The following is an 18,799-nucleotide window of genomic DNA, read 5'->3' as shown; positions in this document are numbered from 1 at the left end:
AAACAGGCAGCAAGCCATTCTTCTGTGATAATCAAGGGAGGATTATGAATGAAAAAAGGAATAGCAACTTTATTATGTTTGTTGCTTATCTTTTCTTCTTTTCCTGCGTGGGCATCTGGGGTTACTGTATCAACAGATAAATCTGCTTATGTGCGGGGAGAAAAGGTGAATATCTTTGGAAACGTACAAGGAAAAGGAACGAAGCCAACGTTAACTGTGCGAGGTCCTAATCAATCGATTGAGTACACATATCAATGGAATGATAATGAGATTAGTAATGATGGCACAGTGCAGACGTTTTTTACACTAAAAGACAATGCGGCGTACGGTACATATACCGTCACTCTAAAAGCGAGTAGCGGGGAAGCAACAACAACATTTGTTGTGGAAGAACCGAAAAAAGAAAAAGTCGTTGAATTGACTGCAGAATTAAACGCTTCTTCTTATGTAGAGGGGGACACAGTCACCGTTTCAGGCATAGTAAAGGAAGATGGAAAAGCACTGAGTACAAGTGTGCAAGTGACATGGACGAAAAACGGAACAACATTAAAGCAAGAAAACGTTTTTTCGAATAGTAATGGTCAATATACGCATACATTTCGTGTCATTGAAACAGGTTCTTATATGGTTAAAGTCGAGGCTTTAGGGAAAGCGATAGAAAAAAGTTTTTCTGTTTCAGCAGCACCAACACCGAGTCCGACGCCATCACCAAGTCCAGCACCAACGCCTAAACCGTCTCCACAACCTGTTCCATCAAAAGGAGAGCAAGTAGATGAGGCGGTACGTCAGCAACTACAATCATCTGTACCAACTGTGACGGTTCAAGTGGAAAAACAAGCGACGGTTTCTGCAGCAATAGTTGAGGAAATCGTCAAAGCGAATAAGTCGTTAGCCATTCAAGCAAGTGGTGCAACGGTAGCGCTTTCGCCAGCTGTTTTACAATCGTTCGATGTGCGTGCAAATGTGACGGTTACAGTCACACCTGTGCAAAAAAGTGAAGCATACCGTGCATATGATTTTTCTATTCAAGTAGATGGGAAAAAATATGATCGTTTATTTGACAAGCCAGTCGAAATCCGTATGAATGTTGGTAAACAAGTAAAAAATGCTGATTATACAGCAGCATATTATTGGAATGAAAACGTGAAACAATGGGAGTATGTTGGTGGAGCATTAAAAGGAGAAGAATGGATCGTCTCTGTATCCCATTTTTCCACATATGCGGTCATCGAGCAATTTAAAACATTTGCAGATGTGAAGACGCATTGGGCGAAAATGTATATTGAGTCACTAGCATCGCGTATGGTTCTTAAAGGAATGAAAGAAAATGAATTTGTTCCAAACGGAAGTGTGACACGCGCGGAGTTTGCTGTGTTATTGGCAAGAGCATTACATTTACCAAAGACATCCTATAAAGGAACATTTACAGATGTGAGTGAAAAATTGAAATGGGCAGTTGCTGAAATTGAAGCAGCCAGTGCAGCTGGCATTATTCGCGGAAATGGAGGAAAGTTTGATCCGCATGCTCCAATTACACGTGAACAAATGGCAACGATGATCGTACGTGCGATTCAATACAAAAATGAGAAAATTTTAGAAGAAGAAAAAGGGAGAAATGTGTCATTTGCTGATGCTTCAACGATTTCATCTTATGCTCGCGAGGACGTACAATTGGCTACACAACTACAGATCATCGACGGAAAAATGCAAAACGGTCAACGAGTGTTCGATCCAAAAGGAAAAGCGACACGAGCGCAAGCGGCCAAAATGCTATATGAAATGCTTCGATTGTTACACAAGTAAAAGGATGTCCGGTTCGGACATCCTTTTTCACCTCACCGTCGAAACTTCAATCCCAAGCGGCAGTGCGGCCCCGCCTGCATGCATTAGTTCAAGCGAAAGGACGTCTTGAGTCGAAAAGACGGTGTAGTCGATGTAGGCGGATTGGGTAATCGGTTGAAGAGGTGGGATGAGATAAACAACCCCGTTTATTTTCACAGCTCCACAATAAGCTCCGCCACGTCCACTGAAATGAAGACGAATCGTCTTTATTTCCCCTGTTTCATTTTGAATCGGAAGCGACAGACGGTACGTTAAGCCGTAATGACCTGGATTATGCACGGTTTCGTTCGGATTGCTTAATGCATTGGAAACGGAAAGAAGATGATCCGTTTTTCCGTTTGATATACTGTAAGCAACAGGTTCGCTATCGATCGTATATGTCGGCAATGTCGCTTCTAATGTCGTTCCTTTCCATACGCCGCGCGGATGAGTCGCATAAGAATCAAGCGATGCGAGCGTTGGAGAGATTGTTGAGAAATTAGCAGATGAATTGGTGACAACTGTGCGAATGCGATAGTCTGCCGTGCTGCTTTCTTGTTGTACAGTAAAGTCATATAAAAAGCCGAGCAGTTGATTGTTTGAAACATCAAATGCTTGAATGACTGCACTCGCTCCTGCTTTCACTTTTATTGTTGGAACGGTTGCGAACGATTGGCGCAACACCGCCTCAGCTAGTGGTAATCCAACATCATAATGCCCCCAACTGTTTGGACTTGTTCGATATGTTCCTCTTATATTCGTGACGACCATATCGCTAGATGAACGGTTGTCGATCATTATTGCAACTGTCGCATGAGTGCCTAAGGCGTTAACGTGCCAACCAAATACGCGATGCTCCATCGTTTGAAGTGGTCCTTGCACGTGATCAAGCGCTAACGTCGCTTGTCCATTTGGTACAGAAGCGGATGTTAACACTTCTGGATTGTCACTTATTAATAGACGACGGTCATCAGCCATTTTTGGTGTTGTGACGTGCTGTGGGACAGTAATTGAAGTTCCTGTGATTGGCAGTAACGGACTGCGAAACGTCGTTCGTGGAATAGAGAAAAATAAATCGTTATTTCCGTTACGAGTCATTTGCGCGCCAAACACCGTCATGATCCACGAAGCAGATACGTACCATTCGTCGTTCAGTCGAATCGGTGCGAGTGGTGCTACAACTTCTTGGTCATCAACAATAAATTGTTTTTTCCCTGCGAAAATGGTCAGCTGTCCACGGGATAATCGCACGGTTAATGATTCATCTGTTTCGATCCAATCGGCATTTACATCAATAGCTGTTAATAAGTTTTTTAATGGAATGTATGTATATAATCCATCTGTCATCGTGTTGTTTGTAATTTTTGTCTGATTGACATATACTGCTCCCTTACTTGTTTGTAAAGTTGCCCACGAGATGCGCACATCTTTTCCGGTCCATTGAACGTTAGCATCGAGCGCCTCAGCGACAAAACGAATAGGGACAAACGTGCGCCCTTTGTAAATGATCGGCGGGGCGTCAAGTGTAACGGTTTGCTCATTCATTGTCGCTGTGGACGATTGAACAGTAAGAAAAATAACCTTTTTGTTTTTTTGAACGGTCACTTGTTTTGTGTTTGCGTTCCAAAAAACATTTGCCCCCATCGTTTGAGCGATCGCTCGAAATGGGACGAGAATACGATTGTTCACCATAATGGGCGACGCATCTGTTTGTAGTGCTTTTCCGTTTGAAATGATTGGGATATGTACAGGTCGAATGCTTGTTGCCTCCGTAGATGTCGCCATCGTTGAAAAACTAATGAGTGTAACAAGTACATATCCAATAATTTTTTTAAACAAAACTACCACTCCTTCCCAACACATTATACCATATCATTTCCTTTTGTCACGTATTTTGGGATTTAACGTAAAAAAAGACGCCCGTCTGGACGTCTTTTTCGTTATTGATTCGCTACTGTCATTCTTCCTTCCACCGTTGGAATCGGCTTTTGTGATTGTAAATAGTTGATCACGACTGTACTTAATAATTCCCCGCTATCAAATTCGAGTTTGCTTGTTTTAAACATATCATAGCCATCACCACCTTTGGCGATAAAGTCGTTTGTTGCGACGGTGTATGTTTTTGCTTCATCAAGTGGCTGTCCGTTAATTTGAACGGATGTCACACGTGAGCCAGCTGGTTTCGTCGCATCAAACGTGAAGCGAATGCCTGAAACGTGTGGGAAGCCGCCATTTTGTTCAGGATAGAGGCGGACGCCATGTTCAAGCGCTTTTTTCAAATCGGCACCGCTCATCGATACTTTCACAAGCGTGTTTGCAAACGGTAGCGTCGTTAAAATATGATTGCGTGTCACATTTCCTTTTGGAATGGAAGCGCGAATGCCGCCACCGTTCGTTAGTGCGACATCTGTTTGGAGCGTTTGGCGCATCGCATCAGCAATGAGGTTGCCGAGATTTGTTTCTTTTGTGCGTACGTTTGCGCGTTCACCGTCTAAGTTGACGTCAATTGTTGCGATCACTTGTTGTAAAGTAGCGTCGATATTGTTTTTGTACGTGTCAACGATTGCTCGAACGGTTGCGTCTTCTTGTTTTGTTGCGCTGTCACGATATAAGAAGCCGTTTACCCCAATAAGTTTACCTTTATAAAATAATAAGTTTGTTTGTCCGAGCGCTTTTCCGTATTCAAATGCTTGGGAGACGTAAGCGTATTTAAACTTTTTCGGTGCTTCAATGGTGTCGTGGCTATGACCACCGAGAATGACGTCTACACCAGACACGTTGTTAGCAAGTTTCTCGTCTGTTTGTAAACCAGCGTGAGACAATACGACGATATGATCAACTTTTCCTTTTAGCTCACCCACGAGTTGTTTTAATGTCGCTTCTTCATCTGCGAATGTGATGCCGACGATGCCTGCAGGATTCGTTTTTACTGCTGTATCTGTTGCAGTTAAACCAACGAGGGCGATTTTTTTCTTGCCGACTTGTTTAATCGTATATGCAGGTAAAAATGGTTGTCCGTTTTTATAAATGTTTCCGCTAACGACTGGGAATTGTACAGCTTGTTTTAACTCAAGCAAACGATTTTGACCGTAGTTAAAATCGTGGTTGCCCGGAACCATCGCATCGTATTTCATTGCGTTCATCAAATCAACGACAGTTTGTCCGTTATTTAAGTTCACGTATGTTGTGCCGTGGAACGTATCACCTAAATCGACAAGGAGTGTTTGTTTATTTTTTTGACGCGCATCTTGGGCAATTTTTGCGATTTTGGCAAAGCCCATTTCACCGTTTTGCGTGTTGGCGATCACGCGTCCGTGCGTGTCGTTTGTATGAATGAATGTAATTTTTTCAATATTTGTTTCGTATCGCTTGAGTATTGTTTTGATTTGTTCAGATGTAAGCCACTGTTGTGGGCGGATTGTTTTATCGCTATATCCTTGAAGCAACCCGAGATGAATTGCGGCAGCGAGCGATTGTTGCGCCCAAGGCTTTGTTGTTGTTCCGTCTTTGTACAATTTAAATACGTTCGTTGCGTAGTGATGGCGAAGTTGTAACGAACGAATGAGAAAGACATACGCTTGTTCACGTGTTAGTTTTTCATTTGGGGCAAATGTTGTTTCCGTTTTTCCACTTGCGATGCCGAGGCGAATAGCTGCTTCAACGTAAGGTGCAAGTTGTGGATCAACGTCTGTAAAAGGAAGTTCCTTTACTTCACTTTTAATGTCAACGCCTAGCGTCGTAATGAGTTGTTGCACAAACTCTCCGCGCGTCACATGCTCGCTTGCTTCCGATGCTTGCGGTTGGAGAACAAAGGCAACAGCAAACATACAAGCAAACATGAGCCATTGTAACTATTCAGCCACATCATAAAGTGAGCTGAATATTTTCTTCTTTCCTTGTCTATGATGTGAATACTGATAGACAAGGAGGTGAATCGCATGTTGACGGTACAACAAGCTGTATTTACAGTTGAGAGCTTAATCGGCAAAGTTCAACAACAAAAACAGCTCATTCATCAACTCGTTCAAGAAAATGAACATTTGCGTCACGAAAACAAACAACTACGCAAAGAAAATGAACAACTGAAGTACCGTGTTCAAGAGCTGGAAGCACGTACGAAAAAAAACAGCTCCAATAGCCATTTGCCCCCATCTTCTGACCGTTTTCACACCCATTCTTCTCGCAAGCCATCTGGCAACAAGCCAGGCGGACAAGAAAGTCATCAAGGAACGACGCTCCGTCAAGTGGAACATCCACATCATCGTGTCGTTCATCGTGTGCATACGTGTCAAGGATGTGGGGCTTCTTTGCGTGAAGTCAAACCGTTCAAAGTCGATATCCGTCAAGTGTTTGATGTCCCTCCTGTGGCGATCGAGGTGACACAACATGAACGTGAAGTGAAATCTTGTCCACATTGTCGATGTGTTCAACAAGCCGAATTCCCATCCCACGTCACGAATCATGTGCAATACGGTCCACGGCTCACGGCGCTCGTTGTTTATTTGCATCATATCCAATTGATCCCGTACAAGCGTTTAAGTGATACAATCGAAGCGTTATTTCCACACTGACGAAACACGAAAAAAACGTGTGGGATTCGTTATGTCTTCTGTTGACAGGCGAAACGCTCGATCGTGTTCTTTCTACCACTTAGGGCATTTTCTATTACGGGGATGCCTTATTTGTGTTGCGCTTCTTTACATACTACTATCGGGATGAATAGTTACGAGCCATTTTTTCATTTTATACATCTTTTTTCCTCCTCTACTTCATTATGACTCTTCTTCATTATAACAAAATTCTACAAATCTTTTTTACTAAAATATTAAAAAACTATTATTTTTCAGTTATATATATGCACGTTGAAGTTTTAACATTTTTCGACTGTCAGGCGATCGAACAACGAGCCAAAGGCTTGCCTCGACAGTCGAAAAAAAATGAAGTTAAAGTTCTTGGTTGTGTGTATATAAATTCCTATTTTATGTAGTTGCGATTTTTGTCTATTCATGTCGTGTTTGGAGCGATACAATGGAAGTGCGTAGGAGGTGGTACGGATGAGCAGGTGGTTATGGATATTATTGATTTTTCTTTTTATTCCACAAGTCGTTTGGGCGAGTGAAAAAGAAGAGTGGATTGTTCAAGTTCAACGTATATCAGATATTGTATTTCTTCAACCGTACGTTGTTGATACGATGGGGACGTTTGCGAAAGTTGCATTAACAGAAGAGGAACAAAAAGCGGTATCATGTTTGCCATTTGTTTTGAAAATGGAAAAAAATGATGTGAAGCGGGCAGCTATTGATGATCCGTTATTTTCGGAACAATGGTCTTTGCCAATTATTCATTGGTCTATGCCTTCGCTAACATCGGTGAATCGACTAATCGGTAAACAGATGATTGTCGATGGACAAGAATACGTGTACGATGGTGAGCCGTTTGACGGCGAACATATCGTCGTCTCACTTGGCGAAGAGAAATTGTCTCGTCTTTCTGTCACGGTCGATCATCTGGAAGGGCCGTGGCGTATAGAGGTACAAGATGAAAAAGGTGACATGTTAGGGAAAAATGAAGGAGAGCTTTCTCGTTTAGATGTACTCATCCCCCGTTCTTCTGCAACGATTCATTTATATGTCACCGCACCAAATTGGACAAAAGCACCACGCATCATTGAAATGAAAGGGGTTGACCACGTTCTTGTTGCGGTTGTTGATTCTGGGATTGTGCTGCATGAAGATTTGAGCGACCATGTGTTATATAGCGTAAGTGTCGATTATGCAGAAAAGAAGCGATATGCTGATGATACGTTTGGGCATGGGACGCATGTGACCGGCATTTTAGCCGCCCGCGTCAATAACGGAAAAGGAATTGTCGGGCTGATCGGTGATGCACCAATTGATATTTTACCAATTAAAGTACTAGATCGTTATGGAGTTGGTGGCGATTTTGAAATTGCAAAAGGAGTAAAATATGCACTTGACCAAAGGGCCTCTGTTATTAATTTAAGTTTAGCCGGTCAAGGAGAGACGGAAGTGTTAAAGTCGGTCATCGAAGAAGCAGTAAAACGTGGCGTACATGTTGTTGCCGCCGCAGGAAATAGCCATATGCCGACAACAAACATTTATCCCGCCAGTTATCCTGGGGTCATTACTGTTTCAGCGATCGATCGAAAACAACTGCCGCTTTCTATTTCAAATTATGGTTGGGACGTGGACGTGAGCGCACCAGGAGATTTTTTAATGAGCACATATTTGTCTGGGTATCGGACGATGCGCGGAACGTCGATGGCAGCACCGCACGTTTCGGCATTACTTGCGATGTTGCAGGCGATGTATCCAGAAGAAGATGCGATTCAGCTTCGACAACGTTTATGGAAAACCGCCAAAGACGTGTATTGGCGTGGGTATGATATATATACCGGACATGGAATGATCCAATGGCAACGGGCAATGATGTTATCTGCTCCATTAGGTATTGACTGGTTGAATTTGCAGCCGGGGCAGCCAATTGAAAAACATCGTACGTATGTTTTAGGTTTGTCTTCTCGATTTGTTGGAAAACAAGGTCATCTTTTTGTGAACGGAAAGCTCGTTCATTCGTTTCATATAGATGGAGAAATGATGTCTTTTCGTTTGTTCGACATCGTTAAACAACAAGGAGATGTGGCGGTCGTTATCACAGATGAGGAAAAGCGGGTCGTCGCTTCGGATGTTCGTTCTGTTCCGATTCGTTCGACAACGTTTTCCGATGTGAAAAAGACGTATTGGGCACATGATGCGATCATGCAAGCTCAGCAACTACAGCTTGTACGCGGACTTCCAGACGGCTTGTTTCATCCCAATGATCCTGTCACACGTCGACAAAGCATGGTTATACTTTCTCGTCTATTTGGTTGGGAGGCGCCATCTATTTTGCAATCTCCTTTTGTCGATGTGCCATTAACGTCAGCTGATGCACTGATTGTAGCGATAGCAGCGGAAAAAGGCATTGTGAGAGGAAACGAGGGAAAAGCTTTTTTACATGAACAGCTCACACGTGGACAATTTGCTTTGCTGCTTATGCGTGCCCTTCAACTAGAAAGCGAAGCCATTCGCTCCGTTTATCCGTTTCGAGATGTGAAGCAACAAGATGTATGGAAAGCAGTGCAATTGCTAGCGGAACGAGGATTGATTGCAAAACATGCCTTTTTCCGTCCGAATGATCCGATCACGAGAGCAGAAATGTGTGCCGTACTTATCCGCGCTTCTTTATTTGTTCGACAAAATTCGACAAAACCATAATAAAAAAAGCCCCGCCATTTGGAAACGGCGGGGAGGCTGACTTAGCAACCAAAACCTTATCGCATAAGTAAGTATAGCCGTTTTATTAAAAAAAATCACTACAAAAATCATAACTTTTTTGCATAAATTTGTCGTTTTGTGTCGTTATTTGTCGAAAAAGATCGAGCGATTTGTCGAATAGAAAAATATGCTTTGACGGGTATGGAAAAGGTTAGGATTGTTTGTTATGCTTAATGGTAGAAAAATGTCGAAAGGGAGAAGAAGATGCTGGGGAAACGTCACGTATATGGTTGGTTCATCGTTTTTCTTGCTTTTTTTTCTGTTGCTTCACCTAGTTGGGCAAATACAGAAGTAAAGCAAGGAGGTCGATTTGTCGATGTTGGGGACGATCATTGGGCAAAAAATGAAATTGATTTTTTAGCAAATGAACAAATTATTAACGGCTATCAAATGGGGCAAACGGTACAATTTCGTCCTGCACAAATGGTGACAAGAGCAGAAGCGGCAAAAATGATCGTCAGCGCTCTTGGGCAAACGGAGTGGAAAGATGGAACGATGCCGTTTCAAGACGTTCCACTAAATCATTGGGCGCGTGGTTGGATCGCACGCGCAGTGCAACTAGGCGTGATGGGGGGAGACGGCACGACAAACTTTCGTCCGAATGATGGGTTGTCACGTGCTGAAATGAGCATCGTTCTTGTCAATGCTTTTTCGCTCCCGAGTAAAGGAGCAGCGGTAGAGTCTGCCGCGGTATTTAAAGATACGGCAGGGCATTGGGCGTTAGCGCATATTAATCGCTTATATTATCACGGTATAGCGAATGGACGGGATGGGCAATTTTTCCCGAAGGATGCGATTTCGCGTGCTGAATTTGCAACATTAGTAGCTCGGACCATTAACGATCAATTTCGTTTGCCGTTACCTGATTTAATCGAACAAGGAAAAACAAATATTCAAGGAACGGTGACAATTTCTTCGCTTAACGTTCGACAAACGCCGTCAACGACTGGGACGCTTGTCGGAACGTTGAAAAAAGGACAAGTTGTTGATGTATACGACATAAACGGATATTGGGCAAAAATTGCGTATAACGGTCAGTTTGCTTACGTGCATAAAACGTATTTAAAACTGCGGAATATAGCAGGCTCTCCTGTGAAAGGACGTATTATTGTCGTTGACGCAGGGCATGGTGGAAAAGACCCTGGTGCGATGAGTGGAGGAGCGAACGAAAAAACAATTGTGCTTGAAGTAGCGAAATTGTTAAAAGATAAACTTGAAAGAGCAGGCGCAATCGTTATTATGACGCGAGAGACCGATGTGTATCCGACGCTACAAGATCGGGTTGATATTGCAAAAAATAACTATGCCGAAATGTTTGTCAGCATTCATACAAATTCAGCGACGAACACGAGTGCGAAAGGAGCGGAAGTGTATTACGATTCATCAAAGAATCCGAACGCTGAAGAAAGCAAAAAATTAGCGCAATACATTCAAGAAGAAATTGTCCGTATGGCAAATATGGTCGATCGTGGTGTAAAAAATAGCGGTTTGTATGTTTTACGTAACAATAGCGTAACAAGTGTGCTCGTTGAACTTGGGTTTATTTCGAATGCTGAAGATCGTGCCAAGTTAACATCGGCACAATATCAAAATATATATGCAGAAGCCATTTATCAAGGTATTGTGAAATATTATACAGCACAATAGGAGGTGACGTAGTGAAAAGGTGGATCATCCCGATTGTTTCTGTCTCCGTATTGTTACTAGCAGCGTGCGAGCAGGAACATGCAGGGGCAAGTGAAGAACAAGAAATTGCGACAGCACCATGGACGGAACAGCAGTTGGCAGATACGAATAGCCGTTTAAATCAAATCGATGAAAAAATAAAACAGTTAGACGAACAACTGGCAAAGATGAAAACAGCTGCGGAATCGCCGCAAGTGTTTAAAGACGTTCCGCTCGGTCACTGGGCGTATGTCTCCGTCACTCGTTTATACCGTCAAAATATCGTTGGGGGTGTGGGTGATGGTTTGTTCGCTCCAAATCAAGCGATTACGCGCGCGCAAGCGGCTGCGATGCTTGTAAGAGCATTCCAACTGCCGCTATCAAATAAGCCATCGATTTTTGCGGATGTACCAAACTCTCATCCGTTTGCACGTGAAATTATGACCGCATATGAAGCTGGTTTTGTTGGGGGGTATCCAAACAATCGGTTTGCACCACAAGAATCGATGAAGCGAAAGCATATGGCCATGATTATTCAACGCGCTTTTCGCCTGCAGGCGACATCAGCACCGTATGCAGGTTATAAAGATGTGACAAACGGAACCGAAGGAGCGCTAGAAATTCGCATTATTTCTCAACATGGCATTGCAGAAGGAAGCAACGGCTATTTTTATCCTGAGCAAGCAACAACGCGCGCTCACTTTGCGACGTTTATGGATCGTGCGCTTCAAAATAAATAGGCTGTGCATGTGCACAGCCTATTTGATTTTTTTCACTTCAATCCCTTTATAGTAATACTTTAAAATTTGGTCATACGTAAATCCTTTTTCAGCCATCGAGCGCGCTCCCCACTGGCTCATGCCGAGTCGATGTCCCCATCCATCCCCTGTAAATGTAAATTCAGTTGGGGCTGTTGGATAGTACATCGTTCCATTTTCCGTACGAATCGAAGTATTTCCAGTAGCAATCGTCGTTTGTCCATTATTTGTTTGAAGTGCATAGCCAACAATATGATCGACTGTTTGTTCTGACCCATCTGCCCGTTTCACTTTCACGTTTGCATTTCCTTTGACATCGAAGGAAATACTTTTTAATGAAACGCCGAAAAATGAACGAAACGCATCAGCTGATGAGACGAGAGAAGGACGAGTTTGTACGATGCGCTTTTGTCCTGTCGCTGGATTGTATACGGTCGCTTCCATTTGTTGCACGCTTCCGGCATTTGTTTTTTGTGTGACACGAAGTGATACGACTTGTTCGTTTGTTAGCTTAAATCTTGAAGATACTGTATTAGCTACTACTTTTGCGTTCCACCCATAATGTGGATTGCTTCCATGACGATCATATGGATCAGAAACAGAACGAATATATGGAACGGTGTTACTCCATACATTTTCGCTATTTTCTGTATTTCCACCAGAACTTGAGTGGAAATACGCAGAAATCGGTTCATTTTGATACGTTGCATATACGCCTGCTGTTTCATTGACGGCTGCTGTTGACGTTGCTTGTTCTTTTGATTTGCCGCCGTACACCTGGCTTGCGACTGTCATTTGTAAAAATGATGTATTTTTTAATTGGGCATATGCATAGCTACGAGCCGCGACAGCTTGTGCTTTTAACGCTTCTTTATGCCAAGATGACGGCATTTCTCCTGGAACGACACCTTTTAAATAATCTTCTATATCTAACGTATTAAATAAGTTTGGTGCTGTCGTCCCTGGGGTTATTTCAAATGAACCGCGATATTTCACAGGTGCTGATGTGCCGTTCGCTTGTTGAATGCTACCGATTGTGACGTCATGTTGATCGTTTCTTGTCACTTCATCTAATAAAAACCCACTTGTTGATGTGTAAGAAGTACCGTTGATCGTAGCGACAACCGCCCCATTCGTTTGGGAAAAGGCAATGGGATTTGTAAACGGAATAACTTGTTTCGTTTTTAAATCAATAAGTTGATAATTTCCATTCACTGTCGCAAGAAACGTCGCTGTCGGCAATAGCTTTACCTTTACAGGAGTTGGATATGACGCCGCATCAACGGATGTTGGGATAAAGAGAAATAGACTGAAAGCAACTAAAATCCATCGAATGCGTTTCATCGTCATTTCGCCGCCTCTAATTGTTGTTTTAGTTTTTCTACTTCCTGCTCAAGTTGTTGAACGCGTTGTTCAAGCTTAGTGACGCGGTCATTTAACGGATTCATCTTTGATAGCACCCATTCGACGCTTGCTAACACAGGTTCGCTATTTGCTAGCGCTTTTGATGCAGATAGCGTCAACATCGCTGCGAGAAACATCATGACGATCGTTCTTTTTTTCACCGTTTTTCTCCTCCCTTAACTCTATCTATCTCACATTATAACAAATGATTTCAACAAAAAGGACGAAAATGTAACAAAATTCTAGTTTTCTATTTTCCATTTGTCGATTTTAAAATTTATGGTATAATGTCTGATAGGTTTGTGAGAACAGATGGTAGAAAGTGTTACTTTTTAAACGATAATGGATTAAAAAATCGGGAATGCTAACGAGTAGGGAGGTTTTTTATGATTTATTTCACCTTGCTTCTTTGTTTTGTTGTAGCTGTGCTTATTACGCCTGTTGTGAAATGGTTGGCGTTTCGTGTTGGTGCAACAGACAAGCCGAATCAGCGGAAAGTGCATCAAAAAATTATGCCACGTTTAGGTGGATTAGCCATTTTCATTAGTTTTATTGTCGGTTACTTCGTATTGAACCCAGCTAGCCCATATGCAACAGCAATTGTTATTGGAGCGACGATCATCGTATTAACGGGCGTGCTGGATGATATATATGAGTTGTCACCAAAATGGAAGTTGCTCGGTCAAATCATTGCAGCAATTGTCGTGATATATGGTGGCATTCGCATTGATTTCATCAACTTGCCATTTGGTGGTCATTTGGAATTTGGATTGTTAAGCATTCCGATTACGATGCTTTGGATTATTGGCATTACAAATGCGATTAACTTAATTGACGGCTTAGACGGTTTAGCTGCGGGCGTATCATCGATTGCGCTCGTGACGATTGCCGGAATGGCAGCAACGATGGGTAATACGTATGTGTTCGTTTTTTCGATGAGCTTATTATTGCTCGGAAGTACGCTCGGCTTTCTTCTATATAATTTCCATCCAGCGAAAATTTTTATGGGAGATACAGGGGCGTTATTTTTAGGCTATATGATTTCCGTTTTATCGCTTCTCGGTTTTAAAAACGTTACGGTGTTTTCGTTAATCATTCCGATTCTCATTTTAGGAGTACCAATTTCGGACACGCTGTTTGCGATTGTGAGACGCATCGTCAACAAACAGCCGTTATCGGCGCCAGACAAATCGCATTTGCATCACTGCTTATTGCGTCTCGGCTATAGTCATCGTCAAACAGTGTTAATTATTTACGGCATGGCAGCGATGTTCGGTGTGTCTGCTGTCGTGTTATCGAAAGCAACGATGTTTGGGGCGTTGCTCGTTATTGCGTTCGTTTTACTTATCGTTGAACTTGTGGTTGAGAAAATTGGGCTTGTCGGAAAAGACTATCGCCCGCTACTGAAAATGGTTCGCGGAATGAGGAAAATTTCATAAAACAAAGAGGGTGTCTCGCGAGACACCCTCTTTATTGTCCTTGAGCGAACTGTTCTGTTTGTGCTTGATAAGACGATACGTCAAGATGTGTTTTTAACGTTTGTTTAATTTCATCTACCGTTGTTTCATCAAGTCGATAATAATACACCCCGCTAATGCGTGCGTCTTCTCCTTTAAGATGGAGCGTTTCAATGTTTGCCCCCGTTCCTTTTGTCGCGTAAGCAAAGAAACCTTTCATTTCTTCAAATGTTAAGTTTGTCGTCATATTTTTACCGACAGCTTCCATTATATCGTCAAATTTCGTTAATGAATGAACGCTCATCGCTTTTTTGAAGATCGCCTTCATTAGTTCTTGTTGCCGTTTGCCACGTTCAATGTCATTGTCATATTTGCGTGTCCTTGCAAGTGCTAACGCTTCTTCACCGTTTAATGTTTGCACACCTGGTTTTAAATGAATGGCGTTTTTGCGATCTTTTGAATCCATTTCGCGAATTTCATAAGGGACATCAAACTCAATGCCCCCAAGTTCATCGACGACATCGACAAACGCTTCAAAATTCATTTTGACGTAGTAATCAACTGGAATATCGAGCAATTCTTCGACTGTTTCGACTGTTGCTTTGACTCCACCGTATGCATGAGCATGTGTAATTTTATCATATTTTTTTTCGATTGGAATATAAACGTAAGAATCGCGCGGAATGCTAAGCAATTTGACTGTTTTATCTTTGACGTTAAATGTCGCAAGGACAAGTGCATCGGAACGTACGGCGCCCATTCCTTTCTTTTGTCGAATGTTGCTGTCGTCTACGCCAATAAATAAAACAGAGATATTGTCTGCGTTTGGATCGACTTCTTTCATTCGCTTTTCTGACTTTTCTCGTCCATCAATTTGTTCAAATGATTGCTGGATGACGGATTGGGCTTTATTGAAAAGAAATGTCGCATATGCTCCCCCACCGATAAGAAGTAGGAGTAATGGAAGCAAAACAAAGGTCCATACTTTTTTTCGTTTTTTCTTCTTTTTTTTCATATATACTCGTCTATTTTGCATAGTCGTTCCCCTTTTTTAAAAGTTCAACAAATATCGACATGTAAACAATCATCATTTTACAAAATTTTTATGCAGTCGTAAACGAAAATTTTTTACTCCTTTACATCAAACTCGACATATACATGTTCGCCTTCTGTAATGGCGCCTCGCCCATTTGTCAGCTCTGTCATCCATGCGCGGAAATCGTCTTTTTGTTTTTCTTCGACATATGTGTCAATCGTCACATGTTCCGCATAATGAATGTCTTTGATTGCATAGATTGAGGCGCGCAATTCGTTTTCGACTTTGCCAAGCCATGTATAGTCAATTGTTGTATGCATGATACGCATAAGTTTACGTTCGACGATACCCGCTGCTTTCAGCCCTTCAGTTACCGCTTTGCCGTAAGCGCGCACGAGGCCACCAGCGCCAAGTTTAATGCCACCGAAATATCGTGTGACGACAACGACCGTATCTTTTAGCTTTTTCTTTTTTAACACTTCGAGCATAGGAACGCCTGCTGTGCCGCTCGGTTCCCCGTCATCGTTTGCTTTTTGAATATGGTCATGTTCGCCAATGATATAGGCAGAGCAGTTATGTGTCGCATCCCAATGTTTCTTCTTTATTTGTTGGATAAAGCGAACGGCTTCTTCTTCTGTTGTCGCGCGTTCGACATAACAAATGAAGCGCGATTTCTCAATGATGATTTCTGCCTCTCCATATCCTTTTACCGTATAGTATGCCTCTAACAAAACGTAATCACCTCAAATGTTTATTTGGAATGTTGTGCGTATTTTGTCGAAAAATGCTGATGGAAATAGGCGAAGCGTGTTATAATAAAAATTATAAGACGATATGTCAAATGTTCAAAGTAAGAATAACATTCGAATAAAAGTCAGAAAAGTTGTTTTTATTGACTTTTGGTCATTTTTTCTTTAGGTGGTGCATATGTCCAATAAAAAAATAAATGCAAAAGAGCTTGATCGAATTGTAAAAAAAATGATTGAAACGGTTAATCAAAGTAAAACGGAAATTTTTCATATTAGCGAACAATCGCGAAAAGAACATGAACGATTGCTTGAAGAGCTTCGGCAAACGAAAGAAGAAGTGCAACGTGTTATTTTCCAAACAGATGACTTAGAAATGAAAACAAGGTTGGCGCGACAACGACTGTCAGATGTCAGTAAAAACTTCTCGCGTTATACAGAAGCTGAAATTCGACAAGCATATGAGAAAGCGCATTCGCTACAAATGGAACTAGCGATGGCGCAAGAAAAAGAAAAGCAGCTGCGCCAACGTCGCGATGAGTTAGAAAGACGGCTTGCCGCTATTAAAGAAACGATTGAGAGGGCAGACCATTTAATCGGTCAAGTGACTGTTGTGCTAAACTACTTGAACGGAGATTTCCGTGAGCTGAGCGAGTTTATTACTGGCGCAAATGAAAAACAAGAATTTGGACTTCGCATTATTGAAGCGCAAGAGGAGGAGCGAAAACGTCTGTCGCGAGAAATTCATGATGGTCCTGCGCAAATGCTTGCGAACGTCATTATGCGTTCCGATTTAATTGAACGCATTTATCGCGAACGCGGTGCTGAAGAAGCCATTCATGAAATGCGCGATTTAAAAAAAATGGTTCGCTCCGCTTTATATGAAGTGCGTCGCATCATTTATGATTTACGACCAATGGCGCTTGATGATCTCGGTTTAATTCCAACATTGAAAAAATATTTACAAACGATTGAAGAATATCATAAAACAACGATTACGTTTACATACATGGGAGAAGTGAGACGTTTATCCGATCGCTTCGAGGTTGCCATTTTTCGTCTCGTGCAAGAAGCGGTGCAAAACGCATTAAAGCATGCCGAGGCGAAGGAGATTCAAGTGAAAATGGAACTGAAAAAGGATAGTTTGCTGATCGTCGTGAAAGATGATGGCAAAGGATTTAATCCAAATGAAAAAAAAGAAAAAGCGTTCGGATTAATGGGCATGCGTGAACGCATCGAATGGCTGGAAGGAAAATTACATATTTACTCACAACTTGGACGTGGAACGATTGTGACGATGCATATTCCGCTCCATAAGACAGCAGGGAAAGGGGAACAACAATGAAAACGCGCATTATTTTAATTGATGACCATAAATTGTTTCGAGAAGGAATTAAACGTATTTTAGATTTTGAACAAGATTTTGAAGTCGTCGCAGAAGGAAGCGATGGCAATGAAGCGCTAGCGCTTGTGGAACAATATCAGCCAGACGTTGTCATTATGGACATTAATATGCCACATGTAAACGGTGTAGAGGCGACACGCCAGCTCATCGAAGCATATCCAGATACGAAAGTCATTATTTTGTCTATCCACGATGATGAAAGTTACGTCATGCATGCTTTACAAACGGGTGCGATGGGCTATTTATTGAAAGAGATGGATGCCGATGCTTTAATTGAAGCGGTTCGTGTCGTGGCAGAAGGTGGTTCATATTTACACCCGAAAGTCACGCATAATCTTGTGAAAGAATACCGTCGTCTCGTTGCGGGAGAGGGATTGGAAAAAGGAAAGCAAAATCAAAGCCAAGATGTGTGTCGCCCGTATCATTTATTGACGCGTAGGGAATGTGAAGTGTTGCAGTTATTGGCAGACGGAAAAAGCAATAAAGGTATTGCCGATGCGCTTTATATTAGTGAAAAAACGGTTAAAAACCACGTCAGCAACATTTTACAAAAACTAAACGTGAACGACCGTACGCAAGCGGTTGTTGTTGCGATTAAAAACGGTTGGGTCGAGGTGAAATAAGGTTGTCGAAATCGATTCGACAACCTTTTTCAATGCAATCGTAGTTGTAATGTAGTACAATGCAGATAGGAAAAAATTTGGACAAGGAAGGGTAGTAACTGTTAAAATATTTTTGTAAAAATCAACAAAACTCTATATACAATTTACAAAAAATCACAAGGCAAAAGAGCCAACAAAGCCAAGAGAATGGTTAAGGAGCTAACTGAAAATGATTAAAACATATAAGGTTATGCTACTTCCGAATAACAAACAAAAAACAAAATTATTTGAGTGTGCGGGTGTTGCCAGATGGGCGTATAACTTTGCTTTAGCACAACAACAAGAAAATCATAAACAAGGTGGCAAATTTTTAAGTGATGGAGAAATCAGAAAAAGGCTAACGAAGCTGAAACAGACAAAAGAGTATAGTTGGCTCAATCAATATTCCAACAACATTACAAAACAAGCGATCAAAGATGCGTGTCAAGCCTACAAAAACTTTTTTGCAGGACGGGCGAAGTTTCCAAAATTTAAAACGAAGAAACGAACACGCCCAAGTTTTTATCAA

General features: G+C 41.9%; 14 protein-coding genes and 1 pseudogene. 9 read left to right on the top strand and 6 right to left on the bottom strand.

The window, feature by feature from the left end; all coding sequences use genetic code 11:
- Positions 1–48 precede the first annotated feature (48 nt).
- A complete protein-coding gene (locus HNQ84_RS08545; protein WP_435621827.1) occupies positions 49–1,803 on the top strand; it encodes an S-layer homology domain-containing protein in 1,755 nt (584 codons plus the stop codon).
- Positions 1,804–1,830: 27 nt separating this feature from the next.
- Here the strand turns inward: HNQ84_RS08545 and HNQ84_RS08540 are convergent, their stop codons facing one another.
- Together HNQ84_RS08540 and HNQ84_RS08535 are read right to left on the bottom strand one after the other, a co-directional pair.
- On the bottom strand, positions 1,831–3,669 hold the full coding sequence (locus tag HNQ84_RS08540) for a stalk domain-containing protein (protein WP_435621826.1): 1,839 nt from the start codon (positions 3,667–3,669) through the stop codon (positions 1,831–1,833).
- Between the two features lie 92 nt (positions 3,670–3,761).
- A complete protein-coding gene (locus tag HNQ84_RS08535) occupies positions 3,762–5,648 on the bottom strand; it encodes a 5'-nucleotidase C-terminal domain-containing protein (protein ID WP_435621825.1) in 1,887 nt (628 codons plus the stop codon).
- Positions 5,649–5,759: 111 nt separating this feature from the next.
- Between HNQ84_RS08535 and HNQ84_RS08530 the strand changes: the two are divergent.
- The 4 genes and pseudogenes from HNQ84_RS08530 to HNQ84_RS08515 all read left to right on the top strand — a co-directional run.
- Positions 5,760–6,389, top strand: a pseudogene (locus HNQ84_RS08530) (IS66 family transposase zinc-finger binding domain-containing protein); the annotation flags it as partial.
- 486 nt (positions 6,390–6,875) lie between these two features.
- Positions 6,876–9,098 carry a S8 family peptidase gene (locus HNQ84_RS08525; RefSeq protein ID WP_435621824.1) on the top strand — a complete coding sequence of 741 codons (2,223 nt, stop codon included), beginning with the start codon at positions 6,876–6,878 and terminating at the stop codon, positions 9,096–9,098.
- A gap of 264 nt (positions 9,099–9,362) precedes the next feature.
- Positions 9,363–10,805 (top strand): N-acetylmuramoyl-L-alanine amidase, encoded by a 1,443-nt coding sequence (locus HNQ84_RS08520; RefSeq protein ID WP_435621823.1) that lies wholly within the window; start codon positions 9,363–9,365, stop codon positions 10,803–10,805.
- A gap of 11 nt (positions 10,806–10,816) precedes the next feature.
- A complete protein-coding gene (locus HNQ84_RS08515; RefSeq protein ID WP_435621822.1) occupies positions 10,817–11,563 on the top strand; it encodes an S-layer homology domain-containing protein in 747 nt (248 codons plus the stop codon).
- 18 nt (positions 11,564–11,581) lie between these two features.
- Here HNQ84_RS08515 and HNQ84_RS08510 read toward each other — a convergent pair whose 3' ends face one another.
- Entirely contained in the window at positions 11,582–12,925 is a 1,344-nt protein-coding gene (locus HNQ84_RS08510; protein ID WP_435621821.1) for a SpoIID/LytB domain-containing protein, read from the bottom strand.
- Positions 12,926–12,927: 2 nt separating this feature from the next.
- Positions 12,928–13,146 carry an alanine--tRNA ligase gene (locus tag HNQ84_RS08505; RefSeq protein WP_032101251.1) on the bottom strand — a complete coding sequence of 73 codons (219 nt, stop codon included), beginning with the start codon at positions 13,144–13,146 and terminating at the stop codon, positions 12,928–12,930.
- Positions 13,147–13,371: 225 nt separating this feature from the next.
- Between HNQ84_RS08505 and HNQ84_RS08500 the strand changes: the two genes are divergently transcribed.
- Positions 13,372–14,424: a glycosyltransferase family 4 protein gene (locus HNQ84_RS08500; RefSeq protein ID WP_435621820.1), complete on the top strand. Its 1,053-nt coding sequence runs from the start codon at positions 13,372–13,374 to the stop codon at positions 14,422–14,424.
- Positions 14,425–14,455: 31 nt separating this feature from the next.
- On the opposite strand, the gene HNQ84_RS08495 is transcribed toward HNQ84_RS08500, so the two are convergent.
- The gene (locus HNQ84_RS08495; RefSeq protein WP_435621819.1) at positions 14,456–15,478 is read right to left on the bottom strand and encodes an LCP family protein; all 1,023 of its coding nucleotides are present in this window, start codon (positions 15,476–15,478) and stop codon (positions 14,456–14,458) included.
- 92 nt (positions 15,479–15,570) lie between these two features.
- Positions 15,571–16,209, bottom strand: coding sequence for a YigZ family protein (locus HNQ84_RS08490; RefSeq protein WP_435621818.1), 639 nt, complete (start codon positions 16,207–16,209; stop codon positions 15,571–15,573).
- A 196-nt stretch (positions 16,210–16,405) separates the two neighbouring features.
- Here HNQ84_RS08490 and HNQ84_RS08485 point away from each other — a divergent pair, with 196 nt between their 5' ends.
- The 3 genes from HNQ84_RS08485 to HNQ84_RS08475 form a co-directional block, all read left to right on the top strand.
- Complete coding sequence (locus HNQ84_RS08485) at positions 16,406–17,569, top strand: sensor histidine kinase (RefSeq protein WP_435621817.1); 1,164 nt, start codon at positions 16,406–16,408, stop codon at positions 17,567–17,569.
- Positions 17,566–18,252, top strand: coding sequence for a response regulator (locus HNQ84_RS08480; RefSeq protein ID WP_435621816.1), 687 nt, complete (start codon positions 17,566–17,568; stop codon positions 18,250–18,252). The genes HNQ84_RS08485 and HNQ84_RS08480 overlap by 4 nt, the downstream gene beginning before the upstream one ends.
- A gap of 208 nt (positions 18,253–18,460) precedes the next feature.
- On the top strand, positions 18,461–18,799 hold a 339-nt coding region (locus HNQ84_RS08475; RefSeq protein WP_435621815.1), incomplete at its 3' end, for a helix-turn-helix domain-containing protein.

The organism is Anoxybacillus eryuanensis (assembly GCF_051200995.1).
Taxonomy (GTDB): domain Bacteria; phylum Bacillota; class Bacilli; order Bacillales; family Anoxybacillaceae; genus Anoxybacillus; species Anoxybacillus tengchongensis.
This window is presented reverse-complemented; position numbering and strand designations above follow the sequence as displayed.